Source organism: Leptolyngbya sp. BC1307, from assembly GCF_002286735.1.
In the GTDB taxonomy this organism is placed as follows: domain Bacteria; phylum Cyanobacteriota; class Cyanobacteriia; order Phormidesmidales; family Phormidesmidaceae; genus Phormidesmis.
Genome location: NZ_NRTA01000068.1, coordinates 1 through 15,553, shown reverse-complemented (window position 1 = coordinate 15,553; position 15,553 = coordinate 1). Strand labels below are relative to the sequence as shown.

Here is a 15,553-nt window from a genome sequence, read left to right as displayed (position 1 = left end):
CTTTGTCCCCGTCATTCGACAGTTTATTCTAGAAAACGTAACAGAAGCTACTTTCGCTTGACCATAGTTTCGTTTTGCTGTCAATGCGTAACTCCTAGGACAGCTTAAATTTCAGGGAGACTTAACTCAATCGATTCCATTTTAAACAGCACCGAGTACTAGCATACAAACAGTGGAGAGCCTAGAGATAATGTCAGCATCCACGCCTTCTATATACATCTTGAAAACAATCAGCTAAGTCTGGGTCTCTTCTTTCTAGTGTTTGACCGTTTGAGTAGTTCAGTTATATCGTCCACAAAAGAGTAAACAACGGGCACAACCACCAGCGTCAGCAGCGTAGAGATAACTAATCCACCCAGAATGACGGTAGCAATGGGTGAGTAGGCATCCATGCCGGTTTCTGGGGAAAAGGCCAACCGCACAATCACAATCAGGGTGGTAAAGGTAGTCATGACGATGGCTTTGAGTCTGACGGGGCCTGCTTCGCGAATGGCGATCGCCCTGGGCACCCCTTCCTTCCGCTTCGCCAAAATCAGCTCCAACAGCAGAATTGCCGACGACAGCGAGATGCCTGAAAGAATAACAATGCCTAGAATCGACACTGTTGACAGCGTATGGTTGAACAGCAGCAGCGCCCCGAAGACGCCGACTAGCTGCAAGGGCACCGAGAGCATCATCACTAGTGGCTGCACAAATGAGCCGAACTGAATCACCAGAATCAGGTACAGCAGCATTAGCGAAACGCCGAGTCCCCGCAGCAGTCTCGCAAATTCGGTCATCATGTCAGTCATATCGCCCATCGAGTCGATGCCATAGCCCGGGGGAAAGTCGAGCTGTTCGCCTGCCTGCATGGCGATCGCCATCGACAAATCCATCGAAGCGGGGCCGTTTTTTCGGTAATACCCATTCAAATACACCACCCGGCTGCCGTTTACATGCTCTATCAGCGTCGGCCCCTCGGCTCTCTCCAGCGTTGCGACCGTGCTCAAAGGCACCTGTTGGCCGGTTTCACTGGTGATGTAAGTGCCGGAGAGATCTTGGAGGGTGGCGCGATCGCTTTCCTCATACCGCACCAAAATCGAGTTCTGCCGCAGATTTGGCCGATTGTAGTAGCGCCGGGTCATGCCGCCATTGAGGGCGTAGTAAGCCTGTTGTGACACCATTTGCACGTTTAGCCCCAGCTCCTGAGCGCGGCGGCGGTCGATATTGAGCCGGTACTCGGGCTGGGAGAGCGCCGAACTGGTAAAGGGCGTGATGATGTCGGGATTGGCCTCGGCAATTTCTCGCACGCCTTCTGCGAGCTGGTACAGTGTCTCCAGCTCAGGGCCATAAATCGCAAGCTGAATGGGCGCAGCAGAGGTGGCCATCACATCTACTCCCATTTCCTTAATCGCAATACGGCGAATGCCGGGGATCGTGCTTTTGGCCTCAGCCGCAATGCCGTCCATAATCTTCCAAATATCGCGCTTTCGCTCGGTCAGGGGCATAATCGTCACCGTCATCGCAGCGGTATTTACCCCGCCCATACTGTAGCCGCTGAAGTAAGTACTGTTGCGCGTCAGCTCAAAGCCCACTTGCGAAGAGACTTTTTCAACCTCTGGCTGCTGCATGATGATTTGTTCTACCTGCGCTGCTGCCGTATCAGTTGCTGCAAATGAGGTGCCTGCCTCCATCTCCAGCGTTGCCATAAACTGGCCCGAGTCGCCCAGCGGCATCATCTCCTGAGGGATAAAGCTGTACAAGGAGATTGCCAGCACCACCGAAGCGCCGGCGATCGCCAGCGTAATCTCTCTATTTTTCATGCAGATATCCAACAGCCAGGCGTAGCCCCGCTCCAGCCTGCGAAACCCGTAGCGCACAGGCGTCGTCAGCTTCTGCAACCAGGTGCGTCGCTGCAGCTTGGCTGAGTAGGGCTTCAGCGCAAACGCAGCCACCAGCGGAATTAGCGTAATCGATACCAGCAGCGACGCGATAAAGGCAAACACCATCGGCCAGACAATCCCAACAAACATCAGGCCCGTCAGTCCGCCCGCCAGAATCGTCGGCAGCAGCGCCGCAATCATCACACAGCTTGCCGCCGCACTCGCCAAAAAGACTTCGCCTGTGCCCTTAATCGACGCCTGCATGGGCACAAACCCCTGCTTCAGCTTTTGATCGATAGAATCGAGCACAATAATCGAGTCATCGACTAGCTTACCAATGGCCATCATCATGCCAATTAGCGTAGAGGAATTGAGCGACATGCCGATAGGGATGAACGGCAGCGTAGACAGCGCCAAACTGGTCGGAATGGAGATCATGATGAGCGCCGTAGCGCGGAAGTCTTCCAGGAAAACTAAAATCACAAATCCCGCCAGCACGACGCTAACCAACAGCTCCTGAAAAGTACTGCTAAGAATGAGATCGACCAGATACGAGTTGTCGTAAGCTTCCTGAAAGGCTACCCCTGGATACTCTGCTTTAATTTTCTCTAATTCTGCTCGAATCTTCTCAATCACCTGCGGCGAGCTAGAGTCTGGCTTTTGAATGATGTTCACCGCCAGGGCCGATTCGCCATTGTACCGGTAGCCACTGCGCCGCTCTTCGTAGGTGTCTTTGACTGTAGCCACATCGCGCACGTACACCACCCGGCCATCCTGCTCCAGAATGGGGTAGCTCATCACCGCTGTCGCATTCAGGGTTCGCTCGGCTGTGCGAACTAAAATCTCGCTGTCGCCCTGAGTGAGCACCCCGGCCCCCTGACTGACATTGTTCGCGTCAATCGCATCGCGCACCTGCAAAATAGAGAGGCTGTAAGCCGCTAGCTGCTGTCGATCTACGATAATCTGAAGCTGCCTGCGGTAGCCTCCAAAAATAGAAACCGCCTGCACATTCTCTACCTGAGTCAGGCGATCAACGAGAACATTGTCGGCAAACTCTCTAAGCTGCAAAGGGTCCCAGCCGTCGCCTTTGATCGCCAGCGTCAGTACAGGCCGATTGAGCGGATCGATGGGCAGAACCCAGTAAGTACGCGAGTTGATCCCGTCGAGCTGAAGGTCGCCCTCGGCAGCGGTCATCACGCTCTGGACAGACTGCACGGCTTTGTCGATATTGCCGCCCCAGGCAAACTGAATAGTCACCAGAGAGCTGTCCTGCTGCGAGCTAGAGCGAATAAACCGTACGCCGTCCAGCACGCTCAGCCGCTGCTCAATGGGCTTACTGATATAGGCTTCCACCTCCGCCGGAGAAGACCCTGGAGCCATGGTCACCACAGAGACCAGCGGACTCTCGACGTAGGGCATCATCCGCACCGGCAGCAGCATCAGTGTCAGCACCGACATCATCACCACCGCAATGTAAAAAGCAGCGACAACAACAGGATTTTTAATCGACCAGCGGGTGAGGAACTCTTTCATAGGGGGCTACTGAGCCTCAACGAGGAGATGACCGACGCCTTCTTTTCCGTCTTCCTCTAAAACAGAGTGCACTACCCAGGGGCCAGCCATGCCCAAATAGGTTTTGACACTGTACGTACCGGGCTCTGAGCCAGGAGTGACTTCCGATTCGGTCGCCATTCTTTCCATCCCCTCCATCGGCATCATGTAGATATCTACCGCCAGATCATCTGTCGCCACGGGTTCGCCAGTCGCTGCATCTTTGACTGCCACCACCACTTCTGCATCGCCAGTCGACACAGCCTCAGGACTCACCAGCGTGAATTCATAGTCGCCTTCACTGGTGGAAGGCATGGAAAGCATGCCTTCCATTCCATCCATCTCACCGGTCATGGCTGCGGAAGTCTCGGCAGCATCGGGCGCGGCGGCGGTATCGGGCGCTGAGTTGGAAGCGCAACCCGTTGCAACAACGCTGAGAGCAATCAAGCTAAAAAACAGTTTCTTCATAGGTCTACTAACAAAAGTAAAAGAACAGGTGTGAGAAGCGAACGCTATTTGGCTGGCAGGCTGAGGCGGGCTGTGCCAGCTTGTTCGGCATCGGTGACGGTGGCTTCGAGTGTCCAGTCGCCTTTCATGCCCAAAAAGGTGTTGATTTTGAATTCGCCAGGCCGATCCGCCGGTTCGAGGTCGACCTTGGCGCTCATTGGGGCCATGTTTTTCATCGGCATCGTCAGGTCTACCGTCAGATTATCCGGGGCGATCGCCATCGGTTCCCCGCTCTCTCCATCCTTCAGGAGAATAGTAAAGTCAGCCTTACTGCCAGACTTTACAGCGTCAGTACCGACCAATGCGACTTCGAGATTGCTGCCAGTATTGCTGGTAAAACCCTCGATAGGATTGCCTGCGCCATCGAAAATTGCGACTTTGCTGTCCTCCAACAGGCGGCTGTGACCGGAGACAATGACGCGATCGCCCGCTTCCAACCCGCTCGTAATTTCAACGCGATCGCTGCTCGTCAGCCCCGTCGTCACTGCTTTGCGCTGCGCATTCTCACCATTCACCACCCACACTGCCGGTTCGCCGTTAAACTCTGCCAGCGCCTTTTGCGGCACTGAAAGCGCACTCGCCCGCTGCTCGGTGATAATCTCCATCTCCACAAACTGACCAGAGAGAAGCTGTTGATTGGGATTATCGACTACGGCTTCAACCGTCACCGTGCGGGTGGTCATATCGGTCTGCGGAAAAATGCTGGTAATTTGGCCACGAACAACCCCAGCCGACTCTGTACCCGGAATTTTCGCCAGGATCGGCGTGCCCACCCGAATCCGGCTTGCATCCTGCTGCGCTACGTTGGCTCGCAGTCGCACCCGCTGATAGTCCCCGATTTTAAAAATCCCCATCCCCGGCTGCACAACGACGCCCGGGTCGGCCATTCTCTCTTGCACAATCCCGCCGATAGGAGAGGTGATTTGAGTGTAGCCTTCAAAGGCCGAAGCGCTGCCAAGCTGAGCCTGGGCGCGGTTGGCCTGGGCCTGATCACTCACGACTTGCGACTGTAAGCGGGCGAGCTTGGCACGGGCTCCTTGTAGCATCGACTCTTTGCCCTGCACCTGAGAGACCAGCAGATCGTACTGATCCTGCGGTGTGGCTCCGGCAGCGGTAAGACTGGCAAAGCGATCGCGCTGAAGCCGCAGATATTCCAGGTCGGCCTGCACCTGATCGATCTGCTGCCGCTGCTCCTCGACCTCGGCGCGGGTCGCTTCTACATCGGCTCGTAGCGCAGTCGCCGCCGCCTCAGCTTCACCCGTTTGCGAAACCCGCTCCAGCGCATCGAGGCTGGCCAGCGTTTGTCCGGCGGTCACGCGATCGCCCGGATACACTTCATAGTTAGAAAGCTGCCCCGCCACGCGCGGATACACGGTCACTTCCGTGTAGGGATAAATCGCGCCGGTATAGTTCACGCTCACATCCAGCTTTCCGGGCTGCACTTCTTCGACCGTGACCGGGGTGGCATTAAACGCGCCATCGACCCCCATCATGTCGTCCATAGACATACCGTTCATGTCCATGCCGCCCATGTCGTGGCCTTCCATGCCGTTCATGTCCATCTTGAACAGGCTGGTCATCGCTAAGATAAGGGTGGCAAGTCCTGTGAATACGCCTAATCCCAGCAGCGCCTTGCGAGAGGTTTTCCACCAGGGCGCAGACGGGGGATCTTCGGATTCGGCGGTTGAGGCAGTTGGAGCGATCGCCAATGACTCCTCAGCTATTGGTGGTGTCTGATCTGGCGGTACGGGCGTTTCAGTTGACTCGGGCAAATGATTCATCGACACAGTGACACCAGCATGAATTCGGCGTTGGACAGCCTGACGCTAACCGCACCGTTCTGAACAGTGTAGAGGCTGATTATGAAATGGGAGTGAAATTGGGATGAGAGCAGTCAAAAGCCGTGAAAGTACCGGATCTGTGAAAGCGGACTCGTTCTAATCGGCTTTGTCCCTGTAGAATTTAATTGACAGCCTTGGAGGGCTTTGATGACGTTATCTCCTATCCTTGCAAAGCCTTATGTAGAGCAGCGAGATGGTGGGTATTGGGTCGGGGCAACCCGCATTTCACTCGATTCAGTGGTCTATTCTTTTTTGAACGGAGAATCGCCTGAAAGCATTGCTCAAAACTTCCCTCTACTATCACTTGAAGACGTTTATGGAACGATTACTTTCTATCTGGCTAACCGAGCATTGATCGATACGTATTTAGAAGAGGACAAAGCTGAGTTTCAGCAGCTACAGCACCGCTGCAGAGAACAGAACTCCTTGCTATATCAAAAACTCAAGGCAGCACAGACTGAAAAATCAAGTGCAGTATGACAAGAGTTCGATTTCAAGCCGACGCTGATCTCAGGCAATCTATTGTCGTAGGGATGACAAGCAAGCAGCCTGATCTGGACTTTCGGTCCGCCAATGAAGCTGGGCTTGAAGGTATGAAAGATCCAGAAGTGCTAGCAATCGCGGCGCACGATAACAGAGTGCTTGTCACACATGATCGTAAAACGATGCCGACCGAGTTCGGTCAATTCATCACGACTCAGACAAGTGCGGGCGTGTTTGTCATTTCACAACGTCTCCCAATCGGAGCAGCCATTGATGCGCTCATTCTTATTTGGGAAGCGTCTACCTCTGAGGAATGGATTGACCAGATTATGACCTTCCCTTTTTGAAGCTTAAAGGTGAAGTCTGCATTGAAACTGGGAGGGTGAAGAGGAAGGTACTCCCTTGGTCGGGTTGACTGGTAGCAGTGATACTTCCACCGTGAGCTTTCGCGATCGCACTCGCGATCGCCAATCCCAACCCAGAACTCCCCGATTGCCCCGACCGGGCCGCATCCACCCGATAAAACCTGTCAAATATTTTCTCCTGGTGATCAGGTGCAATGCCAATACCCGTATCGCGCACTGAAATTACTGCCTGTTGCTGAGTGTGCTTGAGGGTGAGCGTCACCTGACCGCCTGCTGGCGTATAGGTGATGGCATTGTTTACCAGGTTCAGCACCAGCCGGTACAGTTGTTCTTCATCGCCCAGTACAGTCAAAGGAACTGGAGAGTGAAAATCGACAGCGAGCGTGATGCCTTCAGATATCGCGAAAGCTGCCATTTCCTCATTAATATCGCTCAGTAAATCCTGCAAACAACAGGGCTTTTTAATCAGCGGGCGCTGTTCGCTGTCGAGCCGAGAAAGCAGCAGCAGATCGCTCACCAGCGTTGTTAGCCGGTAACTTTGGCGATTGATCACCGTGAGCGTTTCCTGCGCCTCTGCTTCTGAAAGCTCAGGCAGGCGGAGCACCGATTCTACCGTGGCACGAATGGCGGCTAGCGGGGTTCGCAGTTCGTGCGCGGCATCGGCTGTGAACTGCTGGATCTGATTGTAGGACTGGTAGATCGGTCGCATGGCGAGGCCCGACAGCCACCAGCTCGCAATGGTCACGACCGCTAGCGCTAGCAATAGCCCGATTAATAGGCTCCAGCGGACTGAGGTTAAATATCGATTAAAATCCTCAAAGGAGCGTCCGATTAGCAGATAGGCCCAGGCTTGTGGACTGTCGCTTTCTAGCGCGATCGCCACCTGGTGATACTCCTGACCGCTTTCATCTTGTAGGGTTTGCCAGGGCGGAGAAGGCGCTGTCAGCGGTAGTCCTGCCGGGCGAATACCACCGCTTGCCAACAGGTTGCCAGCCGGATCGACAATGCGAATGTAGTAGTCGTACTGATAGGTTCTTTGCAGGTGGTGAGGTGACCCGGTTATCGGCTGAGTGCAAGCCTCTTCTGATAGGCATAGATCCGGCAGAAGCTGAGGCGATACCTGGTCTAACTGGGCCGGGCTAGAGATATTCGCTTCTATCGCATCGTGAACGGCATCGGCGACCGACTTGATTTCGCGGTCAATGGTAATCTCATGGGCATGGGCGATCGCCCGGTACACCCCCAGTCCCAACAGCGTCAAAATCGCCCCCATCACGCCGGTATACCAAACGGCAAGCTGAAGCCGGGACTGGCGAAAAAGCTGATTTTGAGTTGGATGGCGCGGCGGCTTAGGCATTCTATTCCGAAGGGTTGAAACGATATCCCATGCCATACACAGTCTCAATCAGCGCGTCATATTTTCCTAGCTTACGCCGCAGCAACCGCATCTGAGCGGCGACGACGTTACTGCTCGGTTCACCGCCAAACTCCCATAGCTGGTTTAGCACCTGCTCGCGGCTGAGAATTTGGTTGGGGTGCTCCATCAGGTATAGCAGCAGTAAAAACTCTTTTTGGGTGAGTTCTATCGGCTGCTCTCTCGCTTCACCAGGATGGAGAATGGCGATGCGGCGATCGCAATCCAACAGCAGCGGCCCCCGCTGGATCTGAGCGGGCTTAAATTCAGGGCTTCTGCGCCTGAGCGCTCGCAGCCTTGCCAACAGCTCAGCCATACTAAAAGGCTTCACCAGGTAGTCATCTGCGCCCGCATCTAGTCCGGCGATGCGATCTTCAATTTTGTCCCGAGCGGTCAGCATCAAAACGGGCAAAGCGTGCTGGTATCGTCGCAGCCACCGACAAAGTTCAACGCCGGTCATTCCGGGCAGCGCCCAGTCAAACACGCCGACCGTATAGAGAGAGACATCGTGCTCTAAAAAGTTAAGCGCCTCATCTCCCGACTGCGCCCAATCCACGACGTACGCCTCCTGGATCAGGGTGCGCTTGATTGCTTTACCCAAATCGGGTTCATCTTCAGCTAAAAGAATGCGCATAGCAAACAGAGGACAGGTCAGTACCGGCAGCGAGTGGCTACACTATAAGCCTTGATGAGAAGCAAACCGTGATGAGAAGCGTTCCTAACTCAGCAGAACTGTCCTAAATGAACTGTCCTAAATAAAGGGCGATCGCAGCTTAAACCCTCCAGTTGGCAATAGAGTCAAGCCCGTTTCATTTCCATTTCACAATTGTCTGTCATGCTGGTTGGTTCAGATATGTAGACTCATTCCCGCTCTATTGCGTTCAGTCAAATGCGTTCAGTCAAATGTCAGAGGTACCCATGCGTCATCAAGTCTCTAAATCAAAGATTTTTGTGGTCAGCTTGGCTATTGCTGGCCTAGTGTTAGCGGGCTGCTCAGCCGCCAAAGAGACAGATCTTGCGGCTACAGAAAATGTCTCTAGTGCGCAGGCTGCTCTGGTGAGCGAAATCACCGTCTTTCGGAGCCCAACCTGTAGCTGCTGCGGTCAGTGGATAGCGCACGCTGAGGCCGCAGGCTTTCAGGTGAAGGACGAAATCACCGAAGACATGAGCGCAATCAAGCAGCAGTACGGTGTTCCAGATAGCCTGTCCTCCTGCCATACCACCGTTGTCGGCGACTATGTGATTGAAGGGCATGTTCCTGCGGCAGACGTGCGGCGGCTACTCACTGAAAAACCGGATATTGCAGGGATTGCCGTTCCTGGAATGCCAGTAGGTTCACCAGGCATGGAGTCGGGTGATTCTGTCGAGCCTTACACCGTCTTCTCTTTTACAGAGTCGGGCGAAACGGCTGCTTTTTCTGAACACTCATAGTCCTACTTGAAAAGACCTAGTCGAAACCAAAGCGAAATGAACGAACAACTCAAAAACAGGGCAAATAGAGCAAGGTCAAGACGCCGCACTTCCAATCGCCCCAACTTTCTTAAAGTGATGCTGGGGCCAGTTGGGTTAGCGGTGTTCATGATCGGCTTGATTGCGATTTTGGCATACCGAAACCGACCAGATCAGGTTGCTTTTGAGCCCAATACCGCTGAAGGAGAGGCCGCTTTGACTGCTGTCGAAACCTCACCTGACGAGGGGCGCAAGCATGTTGCCCCAGGGGAATCGGTGGACTATGAAAACGACTTTCCAACTTCTGGCCCTCACGATCCTACCCCTGTAGCACCGGGCGTTTATTCGCAAGCGCAGCGGCCAGAGCAGCTAGTGCATTCTCTGGAGCACGGCAATATTGTTGTGTACTACGACCAACCAGGTGCGGAAGCGACTAAAGCACTAGAGAGCTGGGCCGATCAGTTTCCGGGGGCGTGGGATGGCGTTGTGGTCACCCCCAAAGCGGGCTTAGGCGAAAGCGTCGTGCTCACGGCTTGGACAAAGCAGCTAAACCTAGCGCAGTTCAACCCTGAAGCAGCGGCCAGCTTTATTGATGAGTATCGCGGACGCGGCCCTGAGAACCCGGTGCGATGATTTTTCATTTCGGGATTAAATGAGTAGTCGTACAGAAACTCCCGCTAAGGCTGTAGCCCTTTTATAACGATAAAGACGCCGCCATAGGCTGCGTAGGTTCGGCTAAAGTGGGTGGGCTGTAGCGTAGGAATAACGCCATAGAGGATGAGCAAGAGCCAGCCTGAAATCGCAACTGAAAACCCTTGGCCTTCACGCAGCCATAACCAGACCAAATAGCCACCGTCAATTTCACAAAGCCCTGCGATGACGAAGTAAAGCAGTGATTGAAATAGAGCCATCGTTCTGATCAACCTGAAACTATATACCTGCTTATCATAGAGAGCTATGCTGGGGTGCGCTGGAAGGCGTTATCATTTCAAGAAGACTTAGTGGATAAGAATGAAGACTGCTACCCAGCCTGCTATCGTACCGCTGTTTCAGGCATTTTCTGATGGCTATCGCGTTCAGATTGTCGAGCTGCTGCGCGATCGCGAACTCTGCGCCTGCGATATCGCCAAAGCGCTTGGCATCACACAGTCTAAGCTGTCCTTCCACCTCAAAACCCTGCGTGAGGTAGGTCTGATCGAAGGCAGACAAGAAGGACGATGGATTTACTACCGCCTGAACTTACAGCAGTTCATCGTGCTAGAGCAGTACATCTCAGAATTTCGCCGCTTTAGCCCAATTTTGCCCGCTCGAACTTGCCCTGACTAGATCGGGCTGACTAATTCTAATTGAAGTAATTTTCTGAAAAGTCCTAGTTTCCTGTCTTACATTTCAACTATACTTGAAGCGACTAGATCGTTAGTCGATTTTGGAATGGGTGAAATGTCATGGCTATTCAACTCCGAAAACGGCCTCTGCACTGGGTTATTCTGGCCCTGCTAGCCGGTTGCTCCACGACTCAAGCGCCCATCTCAGAGCCGCCACCAGATGAAGCAGTATCTGCCGAAGCTAGTTCAATCAAAATTGATGGGTCAAGTACGGTCTACCCATTGACGGATGAGGTGGTCAGAGAGCTGAAATTTGAGAAGGGCGAGGATGCGCCTGATATCTCAGTTGAGTTTTCTGGGACTGGGGGCGGCTTCAAGAAGTTTTGTGCCGGTGAAACAGATATTAATAATGCTTCTCGGCCTATCCTGGAAGCCGAAATGGAGACCTGTAAGGCAAACGGCGTTGAGTATATCGAAATTCCGGTTGCCTTCGATGCTTTAACGATCGTCGTTAATCCAGAGAACGACTGGGCCGATAGCTTGACGGTTGAAGAACTTAAAACAATGTGGGAACCAGCGGCTGAAGGTGAGGTGATGGAATGGAGTGAGGTTCGCAATAGCTGGCCGGAGCGTCCTCTTAATTTACATGGAGCCGATGTCGAATCCGGTACTTACGACTACTTTACGGAAGCAGTCGTAGGTGAGTCGAAGGCCAGCCGAAGTGACTATGCCGCTCAGGTCAATGACGAACTAATCGTACGGGCGGTTCGTCAAGACCCCGATGCACTAGGTTTTTTCGGCTACGCTTATTTCGATGAAAATCGTAAGCAGCTAAAGGCAGTTGCGATTGATTCGGGTAATGGGCCGGTGCTGCCTTCTGATGAGACGGTTCAGAGTGGAGAATATCAGCCTCTGACCCGACCGCTGTTTATTTACGTGAATGCTGATGCGGCTGAGTCAAATCCGGCGCTGCTGTCGTTTATAGAGTATTACCTGAACAACGTGCGTTTTCTAGCGGAGGTTGTCGGCTATGTGCCACTACCCAATGAAGCTTATAACGTCGCTTTTGAGCATTTTACTGACAGGCGAATTGGGACAGTCTTCGGTGGAGAAGCACCCACTGATCTCACCATTGAAGCGTTAGTGAAAGCAGATCGAGAATTTTAGAAGTATAAAAATACAAGGACTCAAATGGTACGAGTGGCGATTAATGGGTTTGGCCGCATTGGTCGGCTGGTTTTACGGGCGGCTTGGGGCTGGCCTGATTTAGAGTTTGTCCATGTCAACGAGATAAAAGGGGGCACGGCGGCGGCGGCTCACCTGTTGAAGTTTGATTCGGTGCATGGCCGGTGGCCGCTGGAGGTGACGGCAGCGGGCGAGGAGCGGTTTTTGATAGATGGAAAGGCTTTGAGCTTTAGCTCATGCAAAACACCTGCCGAAATTCCTTGGGAAAGCTTGGGCATTGACGTGGTGTTGGAATGCTCAGGTAAGTTTCGCACGCTTGAGCAGTTGGAGCCTTACTTTAAGCATGGCGTGAAAAAAGTGATCGTGGCCGCTCCGGTCAAAGAAGGCGCGCTCAATGTTGTGATGGGCGTGAACGACAGTTTATATAATCCTGATGAGCATCACTTGCTAACCGCCGCTTCTTGCACCACCAACTGCCTCGCGCCCGTGGTGAAAGTTATTCACGAAGAGGTCGGGATCAAGCACGGCGTCATTACAACCATTCACGACATTACCAATACTCAAACCATTGTCGATGCGCCTCATAAAGATTTGCGGCGAGCAAGGGCCAACAGCCTTTCTTTAATTCCAACGACAACAGGCTCTGCAACTGCCATTAGCGCCATTTTTCCTGAGCTTCATGGCAAGCTCAATGGACTGGCAGTGCGAGTGCCTTTACTCAATGCTTCGCTGACGGACTGCGTGTTTGAAGTGCAGAGGCCAACTGGTGTTGAAGAGGTCAATCGTTTGTTTCAAATGGCGGCAGCTGGAGAGCTGAGCGGTATTTTAGGTTATGAAGAGCGCCCGCTAGTTTCGATTGACTACAAGGACGATCCGCGTTCATCTATTATTGACGGGCTCTCTACGATGGTGGTCGATGACACGCAGGTGAAGGTATTGGCTTGGTACGACAACGAGTGGGGATATTCTAACCGCATGGCCGAGCTGGCGAAAAAAGTGGCTCTTTCTTTAACATAAGGTGTGCGTAATTTGAACTGCTCAGCCCGCTTAAGGCACTCATTAACCCACTCATTTAATCAATATGAATGCTTCATCTTTTGATCAAGCCGGGGTTCGCAACTATGCGCTAGTGACGCTCGCCTATTGGGGCTTTACAATTACTGACGGGGCCCTGCGAATGCTGGTGCTGCTGTATTTTCATACGCTTGGCTACACGCCTTTGGAAGTGGCCATGCTGTTTTTGTTTTATGAAATATTTGGCATTGTCACCAACTTTTTTGGCGGCTGGATAGGGACTCGCTTTGGCGTTAAGCTGACGCTCTATGGCGGCATTGCGCTGCAAATTGTAGCGCTGCTGCTGCTAACGCCGGTGAATGAATCTTGGGCGATCGCGCTTGCTGTTCCTTACGTCATGTTCGCCCAAGCGATTTCAGGCATTGCCAAAGATCTGACCAAAATGAGTTCCAAAAGCGCCATTCGCCTAGTGATTCCGCAAGAGGCGCAGTCGTCTTTGTTCAAGTGGGTAGCCATTCTCACTGGCTCAAAAAATGCGCTCAAAGGCGCGGGCTTTTTCTTAGGTAGTCTGCTGTTGGGGACGTTTGGCTACACCAATGCACTGATAGCGATGGCAGTTGGGCTATTTGTCGTTTTGTTATCAAGCTGGTGGCTACCGGCAAGCATGGGTAAGGTCAAAACAAAAATAAAGTTTCGCCAGCTATTTTCTAAAAGTAAAGAGATCAACATTCTTTCTGCTGCGCGGTTTTTCTTATTTGGGGCGCGAGATGTTTGGTTTGTGGTCGCTCTGCCCGTATTTCTCTACGGCACTTTGAACTGGTCGTTTGAACAAGTTGGTGGTTTTTTGGCAATTTGGGTGATTGGCTACGGCCTAGTGCAGTCATTTGCCCCGACGCTGCTAAGACGCATTGGCTCAGGCCGAGCGCCGCAGGCAAGCACGATTCGCTTTTGGACAGGGATTTTGATGGCTGTGCCAGCGGCGATCGCAATTGCGCTGCAGATGGGCCGTCCGGCAGGGCAAACCATTATTATCGGGCTGACTATTTTTGGCGTTGTTTTTGCTTTTAATTCAGCAGTTCACTCTTATCTGGTGCTGGCCTACAGCCAAGATGACAAGGTGGCGCTGAATGTGGGCTTTTACTACATGGCGAACTCTGGCGGCAGGCTAGCGGGCACCGTGCTCTCTGGGTTGGTCTTCCAGCGATATGGATTAGTAGGCTGCCTCTGGGTGTCGGCTGTTTTTGTGGTCTTGGCAGAGCTGGTGACGTTGAGATTACCAGACCCGCAGGCGGCGCAGGCGATCGCTCAAAAACAAGGAGGCAGCTAATGGCTAACCAACCTTCTCAAGCACCCGCCAAGGCAGATCAAGCAGGCGGAAAGCTTAATCTCTTTGAGCGGTATTTAACCCTTTGGGTCTTCTTTTGCATTTTAGCAGGCATTGTTTTGGGGCGATTCTTCCCTGGCATTGCAGAAGCTTTAGATGCCATGAGCATTTATCAAGTATCGATGCCGATTGCCATCTGCCTATTCTTCATGATGTATCCCATCATGAAGAAAATTGACTTTTCTCAGGCGAAGCAAGCCGCTAAGACGCCGAAGCCTGTTCTCCTCACACTGGTTGTTAACTGGCTGATTAAACCCTTTACAATGGTGGCATTTACCCAGTTTTTCTTGGGCTGGTTGTTTCGCCCGCTCATTATTGGGTCTGAGGTGATTAGAGGCATTGAGGTGCCGCTAGCCGATTCCTACATTGCAGGCACCATTTTGCTAGGGATTGCGCCCTGTACAGCGATGGTGCTGATGTGGGGCTATTTGTCGTACAGCAACCAAGGCCATACGTTGGTGATGGTAGCGGTTAATTCTTTGGCGATGCTCTTTCTGTACGCACCGCTGGGTGGATGGCTGCTGGCCTCGAACAACTTGATTGTGCCTTGGGAAACTATCGTGCTCTCTGTGCTGATTTATGTAGGATTGCCGCTACTGGCAGGCGCGGTGTCTCGTACGTGGATTATAGGAGTTACGCATTGACAAATACAGTGTGACAATGCTAGGCGAAAGCAGTTTCCTCCACGTTTTCTAGAATAAACTGGCGAATGACCGGCACAAATAGCTGACGCGATATCTCATAGCAGTTGTTGATGATCCCTTTGATGCACATCGTCTGTAGCTTGCAAAAAGCACGTAGTGCACAAAAAACGTGATTACGAATAGCCTGTTCATCTCGCACATAAAAGCGCTCGATATTACACACCTGTTTAATCACTCTATGAAAACATTCAATCTGCCAATGCTCACTATGAACTTGCTTAAAGGTCTCTCGTGAGAGCTGTTTCAAAGCCTCTAAGTCTGGTCGATACAAGATGTAATATCGCTGCTCGTTTTTGAACGGCGCACAAAACACTTTGACCCAGCCAAATGCCTTGAGATAGACCATCAAGCCATCAGCTGTAATCTCTAGAGTCCCTATCTGCACTGACGTTCCACGCTCTACCGAGACCAGCCGATTATTCGCTACCCCAAATAGAAAACCCACTTTCTCGTTTCTGAGAAACTTCAG

14 protein-coding genes and 2 pseudogenes are annotated in these 15,553 nt (G+C 52.5%); 9 read left to right on the top strand and 7 right to left on the bottom strand.

The window, feature by feature from the left end:
- Positions 1-230 precede the first annotated feature (230 nt).
- The 3 genes from CKL79_RS20455 to CKL79_RS20445 are packed head-to-tail and all read right to left on the bottom strand — an operon-like array spanning position 231 to position 5,701.
- Entirely contained in the window at positions 231-3,395 is a 3,165-nt protein-coding gene (locus CKL79_RS20455) for an efflux RND transporter permease subunit (RefSeq protein ID WP_121971402.1), read from the bottom strand.
- A gap of 6 nt (positions 3,396-3,401) precedes the next feature.
- Positions 3,402-3,881, bottom strand: coding sequence for a FixH family protein (locus CKL79_RS20450; protein ID WP_121971401.1), 480 nt, complete (start codon positions 3,879-3,881; stop codon positions 3,402-3,404).
- Positions 3,882-3,925: 44 nt separating this feature from the next.
- Positions 3,926-5,701: an efflux RND transporter periplasmic adaptor subunit gene (locus CKL79_RS20445; protein WP_121971400.1), complete on the bottom strand. Its 1,776-nt coding sequence runs from the start codon at positions 5,699-5,701 to the stop codon at positions 3,926-3,928.
- 207 nt (positions 5,702-5,908) lie between these two features.
- Between CKL79_RS20445 and CKL79_RS20440 the strand changes: the two genes are divergently transcribed.
- Positions 5,909-6,241 carry a DUF433 domain-containing protein gene (locus tag CKL79_RS20440; protein WP_121971399.1) on the top strand — a complete coding sequence of 111 codons (333 nt, stop codon included), beginning with the start codon at positions 5,909-5,911 and terminating at the stop codon, positions 6,239-6,241.
- Positions 6,238-6,591: a DUF5615 family PIN-like protein gene (locus tag CKL79_RS20435; protein ID WP_121971398.1), complete on the top strand. Its 354-nt coding sequence runs from the start codon at positions 6,238-6,240 to the stop codon at positions 6,589-6,591. Before CKL79_RS20440 ends, CKL79_RS20435 begins: the two co-directional genes overlap by 4 nt.
- Here the strand turns inward: CKL79_RS20435 and rppB are convergent.
- Both rppB and rppA read right to left on the bottom strand, forming a co-directional pair.
- The gene (rppB, locus tag CKL79_RS20430) at positions 6,572-7,966 is read right to left on the bottom strand and encodes a two-component system sensor histidine kinase RppB (RefSeq protein WP_240518998.1); all 1,395 of its coding nucleotides are present in this window, start codon (positions 7,964-7,966) and stop codon (positions 6,572-6,574) included. The genes CKL79_RS20435 and rppB overlap by 20 nt on opposite strands.
- A 1-nt stretch (position 7,967) precedes the next feature.
- A complete protein-coding gene (gene rppA / locus CKL79_RS20425) occupies positions 7,968-8,657 on the bottom strand; it encodes a two-component system response regulator RppA (RefSeq protein WP_121971396.1) in 690 nt (229 codons plus the stop codon).
- Between the two features lie 284 nt (positions 8,658-8,941).
- Here rppA and CKL79_RS20420 point away from each other — a divergent pair, with 284 nt between their 5' ends.
- Positions 8,942-9,454 carry a DUF411 domain-containing protein gene (locus CKL79_RS20420; RefSeq protein WP_170944138.1) on the top strand — a complete coding sequence of 171 codons (513 nt, stop codon included), beginning with the start codon at positions 8,942-8,944 and terminating at the stop codon, positions 9,452-9,454.
- Positions 9,455-9,490: 36 nt separating this feature from the next.
- Complete coding sequence (locus tag CKL79_RS20415) at positions 9,491-10,105, top strand: DUF3105 domain-containing protein (RefSeq protein ID WP_121971394.1); 615 nt, start codon at positions 9,491-9,493, stop codon at positions 10,103-10,105.
- Positions 10,106-10,167: 62 nt separating this feature from the next.
- Here the strand turns inward: CKL79_RS20415 and CKL79_RS20410 are convergent.
- Positions 10,168-10,383: pseudogene (locus CKL79_RS20410) on the bottom strand (YnfA family protein); the annotation flags it as partial.
- 100 nt (positions 10,384-10,483) lie between these two features.
- On the opposite strand from CKL79_RS20410, the gene CKL79_RS20405 reads away from it, so the two are divergent.
- The 5 genes and pseudogenes from CKL79_RS20405 to CKL79_RS20385 all read left to right on the top strand — a co-directional run.
- A complete protein-coding gene (locus CKL79_RS20405) occupies positions 10,484-10,798 on the top strand; it encodes a metalloregulator ArsR/SmtB family transcription factor (protein ID WP_121971392.1) in 315 nt (104 codons plus the stop codon).
- Positions 10,799-10,917: 119 nt separating this feature from the next.
- On the top strand, positions 10,918-11,964 hold the full coding sequence (locus tag CKL79_RS20400; RefSeq protein ID WP_121971391.1) for a PstS family phosphate ABC transporter substrate-binding protein: 1,047 nt from the start codon (positions 10,918-10,920) through the stop codon (positions 11,962-11,964).
- Positions 11,965-11,988: 24 nt separating this feature from the next.
- Entirely contained in the window at positions 11,989-12,999 is a 1,011-nt protein-coding gene (locus CKL79_RS20395; RefSeq protein ID WP_121971390.1) for an ArsJ-associated glyceraldehyde-3-phosphate dehydrogenase, read from the top strand.
- Between the two features lie 64 nt (positions 13,000-13,063).
- Positions 13,064-14,323 carry an organoarsenical effux MFS transporter ArsJ gene (gene arsJ / locus CKL79_RS20390; protein WP_121971389.1) on the top strand — a complete coding sequence of 420 codons (1,260 nt, stop codon included), beginning with the start codon at positions 13,064-13,066 and terminating at the stop codon, positions 14,321-14,323.
- Positions 14,323-15,006, top strand: a pseudogene (locus CKL79_RS20385) (bile acid:sodium symporter); the annotation flags it as partial. The gene arsJ and the pseudogene CKL79_RS20385, both read left to right, overlap by 1 nt.
- A gap of 37 nt (positions 15,007-15,043) precedes the next feature.
- Here the strand turns inward: CKL79_RS20385 and CKL79_RS20380 are convergent.
- A partial coding sequence (locus tag CKL79_RS20380) for a transposase (protein ID WP_141242259.1) occupies positions 15,044-15,553 on the bottom strand: 510 nt, incomplete at its 5' end.

Bases quoted from the DNA above. Each gene is read 5' to 3' on its own strand.
- CKL79_RS20445 (WP_121971400.1), bottom strand. From the start codon at position 5,701: ATGAATCATTTGCCCGAGTCAACTGAAACGCCCGTACCGCCAGATCAG.
- CKL79_RS20440 (WP_121971399.1), top strand. From the start codon at position 5,909: ATGACGTTATCTCCTATCCTTGCAAAGCCTTATGTAGAGCAGCGAGAT.
- CKL79_RS20400 (WP_121971391.1), top strand. From the start codon at position 10,918: ATGGCTATTCAACTCCGAAAACGGCCTCTGCACTGGGTTATTCTGGCC.
- rppB (WP_240518998.1), bottom strand. From the start codon at position 7,966: ATGCCTAAGCCGCCGCGCCATCCAACTCAAAATCAGCTTTTTCGCCAG.
- CKL79_RS20415 (WP_121971394.1), top strand. From the start codon at position 9,491: ATGAACGAACAACTCAAAAACAGGGCAAATAGAGCAAGGTCAAGACGC.
- CKL79_RS20450 (WP_121971401.1), bottom strand. From the start codon at position 3,881: ATGAAGAAACTGTTTTTTAGCTTGATTGCTCTCAGCGTTGTTGCAACG.
- rppA (WP_121971396.1), bottom strand. From the start codon at position 8,657: ATGCGCATTCTTTTAGCTGAAGATGAACCCGATTTGGGTAAAGCAATC.
- arsJ (WP_121971389.1), top strand. From the start codon at position 13,064: ATGAATGCTTCATCTTTTGATCAAGCCGGGGTTCGCAACTATGCGCTA.
- CKL79_RS20420 (WP_170944138.1), top strand. From the start codon at position 8,942: ATGCGTCATCAAGTCTCTAAATCAAAGATTTTTGTGGTCAGCTTGGCT.
- CKL79_RS20455 (WP_121971402.1), bottom strand. From the start codon at position 3,395: ATGAAAGAGTTCCTCACCCGCTGGTCGATTAAAAATCCTGTTGTTGTC.
- CKL79_RS20435 (WP_121971398.1), top strand. From the start codon at position 6,238: ATGACAAGAGTTCGATTTCAAGCCGACGCTGATCTCAGGCAATCTATT.
- CKL79_RS20405 (WP_121971392.1), top strand. From the start codon at position 10,484: ATGAAGACTGCTACCCAGCCTGCTATCGTACCGCTGTTTCAGGCATTT.
- CKL79_RS20395 (WP_121971390.1), top strand. From the start codon at position 11,989: ATGGTACGAGTGGCGATTAATGGGTTTGGCCGCATTGGTCGGCTGGTT.